This window comes from Microcoleus sp. S13_C5 (assembly GCF_036700845.1).
GTDB lineage: Bacteria > Cyanobacteriota > Cyanobacteriia > Cyanobacteriales > Microcoleaceae > Microcoleus.
In genome coordinates this window covers 1-4,668 of sequence record NZ_JAUBPR010000220.1, presented here as the reverse complement: position 1 = coordinate 4,668, position 4,668 = coordinate 1, and the positions used below count along the sequence as shown (strand labels likewise).

The 4,668-nt window shown below is 45.5% G+C and carries 3 protein-coding genes and 1 pseudogene; 1 reads left to right on the top strand and 3 read right to left on the bottom strand.

All coding sequences use genetic code 11. The annotated features are described in order from the left end of the window. Positions 1 to 296 precede the first annotated feature (296 nt). The 3 genes from QUA04_RS28720 to QUA04_RS28710 form a co-directional block, all read right to left on the bottom strand. A complete protein-coding gene (locus QUA04_RS28720; protein WP_333263922.1) occupies positions 297 to 917 on the bottom strand; it encodes a hypothetical protein in 621 nt (206 codons plus the stop codon). A 244-nt stretch (positions 918 to 1,161) separates the two neighbouring features. Beyond that, positions 1,162 to 2,874: a DHA2 family efflux MFS transporter permease subunit gene (locus tag QUA04_RS28715; RefSeq protein ID WP_333263919.1), complete on the bottom strand. Its 1,713-nt coding sequence runs from the start codon at positions 2,872 to 2,874 to the stop codon at positions 1,162 to 1,164. A gap of 111 nt (positions 2,875 to 2,985) precedes the next feature. Then, a complete protein-coding gene (locus QUA04_RS28710; RefSeq protein WP_333263916.1) occupies positions 2,986 to 3,621 on the bottom strand; it encodes a TetR/AcrR family transcriptional regulator in 636 nt (211 codons plus the stop codon). Positions 3,622 to 4,032: 411 nt separating this feature from the next. On the opposite strand from QUA04_RS28710, the pseudogene QUA04_RS28705 reads away from it, so the two are divergent. Then, positions 4,033 to 4,668 (top strand): annotated as a pseudogene (locus tag QUA04_RS28705) (IS66 family transposase); the annotation flags it as partial.

Sequence of the window (4,668 nt, the reverse complement as noted above, 5' to 3'; positions counted from 1 at the left end):
GCCCTGACCTGCTTAAATTGCTCTCTATCTTGCTGATTTTACTCGATCATTAAAAAGATCTCAAATGGGTTCTATAGTCAAAGCTGGTGTCTGTTTTGTGCATGCACCTATTTTAATTATCTGGTCTTTGACATCATAAGTATTGGTCAATACCCCTCGATTTGATAAGATGCACCTTTCTTGAGTCGAGTGATGAATCCAATTTCTTGCTCGATTAACTTTGACCAAAAAGCGAAGTGAAAGAAGCCTCTATCCAATAATAATAAGGTTTTCGGCTTAACTGTTTTTAGTAAATTTTACTCCCAATTAGTGTCTGCTTGTTTCGGATTTTCCCCCAACCAAATTTTTTCGGCAAGATGAGTTACTAGGTCTATAATTACTCCCATTATTCCGGCTAATTGACCAATTGGAACATCTGATAAACTCTCTAATTTACGAAATAATGCTTCTAATGTTGAGCCGTCAGCTATCCAGATATCATCAAAGTTTTTTAAGGCAAATTGTACGATATCTGGTAGTGGTATTGATTTTCTTGTTAACCATTTTCGGCGAAAATGAGGCAATAATTCTTTAAATACTTTTTCCAATAAAATTGCTGGAAAAGTTAAAAATCTGAGTGATAATGCTTGTTGGCTAATTTCTTGTGGCTGACACCATAAAAATCCTTCTCTATTTAATAATCTGGTTAACTCTGTTAATCCTGCTACGTCTCGCCATAATAAACTTAATATTGCTGCCATCATTAATGGTAGTGTCAGAATTATATCTCTTAGATTTAGTTGCCGATAAAAAGTGTTGTGGGCAGCCATTGCCGGAATTAATAAATCTTCCCGGTGATTCGCGATCACTTCATTTTCTACTTGGGGACGATTTTTTTTCTTTGCATGATCTCGGTTGATTCCTTTTTTGCTAATCATAACTGGTTCAATTATGGTTCAACTGCTTGCCCGGTAAAGGTTTCATCCTATTTTACCTTTTTTTGTCTACCCCCTTGATAATTTGCACTTTTTCTTAACTTGTCACAAATGTACCAAGATGGTAGACATTTTACTAGCTACTGCGCTTGATTTGGTTAATACTAAGCACTTCAAAAACTGGTTTACAAGCTGCTGCTACTGTACTTCATAAACTTGGAATACGCTGTATTTCTCAGAAATCACGTTAGTGAGCAGCAGGTGCTTTGGCTCCAGCGCCTCCCTTGCCGAGAAACAGCAGCAATGGCAGCGAGCAGAGAAAGACAATGCCGACAAAGCGAAAAATGTCTGCGTAGGATAGAACGGCTGCCTGCGTATTGACTAATTGGGAGAGCGCGGCGAGGGCTTGTTGTTGGGCAGTTGTGGCATCAGAACCGCGACTCTGAAAAAAACCAGTTAGTGCACTGAGCCGCTCAGTTGTTTCTGGATCGTAAGGCGTTAACTTTGCCAACAAAATGGCTCGATGAAAAGCCTCTCGTTGAGCCAGTAATGAGGTCAGAATGGCAATGCCAATACTACCACCGAGCTGACGAGTCAAGTTATAGAAGCCCGAGCCAGCCGATACATCTTCTTTGGGGATGGAACCCAATGTTGCCAAACTCAGGGGCAGGAACATCAAAACCGTAGTTGCACCGCGCCAGATTAGGGGCCAAAACAAATCATCAGTTCCGGTTTGGGGCGTGATTTTTGCCAGCTCGAACATGACGGCTGCCGTTCCACCGGCTCCCAGCGCAATTAAAATGCGGGCATCCACCTTAGTCGAAATTTTGCCCAGTAAAACCATTATGATGGCGGACGCTAAAGCTCCTGGAGCGAGTAGAAATCCGGTTTGCGTTGCCGAAAAGTGCAGCACGCCTTGAGCAAACAACGGTACAGCAAACAAGGCTCCGTACAACCCCATGCCCAAAATACCAGAGTAAAGGCTACCGGCTGCCAGGGATTTATGCCGCAGAACCCGTAAGTCAACTGCTGGTGCTTTTGTGCTGAGTTCTCGCCAGATGAACAGAAACAGCCCCATAACCGCCACAAACGCCAGGAGCGTAATAAAACCCGATTCAAACCAGTTTTCTTTTTCCCCTTCTTCCAAAAATGCTTGCAAACTACCTACCGCAATACACAGCAGTACAATTCCTGTCCAGTCCACTTTCTGCTGGCTCCGTCCGTGTTGCTTCGAGTCAGGTCGGAGAAACACGATCGCCATGATGACAGCCAGAATGCCGACGGGCAAATTGATAAAGAAGATCCAGCGCCAGCCTAACGTATCGGTCAAATAGCCGCCTAGCGTGGGACCAATAGCCGGGCCTGCAATCACCCCAACTCCAAACACCGCTTGCGCTAACCCCTGTTCAGCAGGGGGAAAAGTTTCAAACAGAATCGCTTGCGCTTTTGCCAACAGTCCGCCTCCGCAGAAGCCTTGGAGAATTCGAGCTACCACCAGCACCGGCAGGTTGATGGATAGACCGCATAACATCGAGGCTGCTGTGAATCCGATCATTGAAAAGACAAAGTAGGTTTTCTTGCCGAAAAAGTCCCCCAACCAAGCAGAGAGCGGAATCATCACAACGTTGGCGATCGCGTAACCCGTTACGACCCAAGCAATTTCGGTCACGGTTGCGCCTAATGTCGCCTGCATATCTGTTAAAGCAACGTTCACAATGCTGGTATCAATGACTTCTAGAATGGCTCCTAGAGAAGCCGTCAGGGCGATCGCCCACTTGAGCGGTCCCTGCACGTACCCGGCAGCATCACAGGCAGATAGTTTCAATTTTTTTAATGGTTTTGTTCGCTTTTGTTGAGCGTTTTTGTGGTCTTGAGGCTCAGACTCTTCCAAATCGGTAAAAGCCAGAATATCAATAGAATCTGGTTCAGTTGCATGACTCTGTATTTGAGGGCGTTCCATCTTTAGTCTCTACTTCTGCGATCGCGAACGGCAGGTGCTTCGCACCACCGCAAGGGGTTAGGGTGCTTCAATTCGGATATGTCAAATTCATACGAAAATTGTCAGGAACCTTCATTCTGGAGACGAAGTACGACTTACAGAAGACGCTGCTGTGCTAACTCCCCGCACAAATAAATCCACACACCCTTCGATGTATCGTTTACGGCTGTAGCCCCGGTTTACTTGAGAAACATGGCGGCCAATCATACCAGACAGCAGCATTCCAGTCAATTGATCCACTGCTAGTGGCAGGTCAACATTCGGACGAATACTGCCACGTTCAACACAGGTTTGTAGATAGGAAATTAGTTTTTCACGCAGCGGTAAAAATGATTGCTGAAGCACCTCCAGTGCTTCTGTCGGATGCCGGTGAGCTTCACCAATAAACATCCGAAATAGAGCTTCGTACTCCTCCAGCATGTCGTCGTGGAGCTTTGCATAATGCAGGAGATCGCGGCGCAAGTCATAAGTCCATTCGTCTTGATGCGCCAACGCCTCCGTCCGCAATGCTGTAATGTGGTGGGCAACAGCACTCAACACTTGCTCTTTGCTCTGAAAGCGGCGAAATAAAGTAACTTCACTCACATCTGCAACACGAGCAATTTCACGAGTTGTCGCTCCAACGTAGCCTTCTGTAGAGAAAACTTCAATCGCGGCTTTCAACAGGCGATCGCGGGTTTCTGCTGCACTTCGATTCGTTCTACTCATCTCAATTAATGTAAGCACTAACTTACATATCCTAGCTCGCCAAAGGGCTGTAAATTCAGCAGAAAGACCATTGGTAACAATTGGACTTTCGACAAAGAAGCAAGTGCTTCGCGAGTTATAGTCGCGAAGCAAAGGTCGGCAATGAGAGATTATCGCCCTCGATCTTCAAGGGCAGCGATGTCGCGAAATTAACCCTCTTTTGTCACTCTACGCAGAGGAAAACTAGAAATAAGGGATATTGAGGTTTTGAAAAATTGAACGAGTTAAATTGTTGACAAGCATTTGAAGTTTTAAAGTAACTGCTCACCGCAACTGTGTTGCGGTATTGCCAATGGAGGCTCAGAACCCAGTTCTGAGCAAGCGTAGTAAGGATTTGAGCCAAATAGGCAAAAATAGAGTATAGTAGCTTCCATGCTAAAACCAACTGCACTGACGAGCGAACCATACGAGATAGCCATCGCAACAGAGAACATGGCACAGGTAATGCTGTCGTTGGCAGAATGGCTACTCAAGCAACAACAGCAGCTCAAACAGCAACAACGAAAACTCCAAGAAAAGCAGCAGTTGATAGAACAGCAGCAACAGGAGAGCGAACAGTTAAAAGAAGCGCTCGACAAGCTAAAAAACCGCACCTCATCAAACAGTTCCACTCCACCATCAGCAGACCTGCTCCTCAAGCCCAGCGACAAAAGTAAGCGAAAAAAAGGGAAAAAACGCGGCCCAAAATATGACCATCCTGGCAAGACGCGCAATGGATTTGGAGAACCAGACAAAATCATTGAGCTTGAACTAGAAACATGTCCGGTGTGTCTCTCAGCAGTGGAACCAGTTACAACAGCAAAGAGGAAAGTACAACAAGTAGCCGAACTGATAGAGCAACCCGTAGAAATTAGAGAATATCGTCGCCCCTTATGCCAGTGTAAAGATTGTGGCTGGTCAGGATACTCTCAATTACCACCAGGTGTCAAAGAAGGATTTAGCTACGGTGGTAAATTGTGTAGCGTAGTGGGCTGGCTGGGGTACCGAGGTAACTTGCCTTGGCGAAAA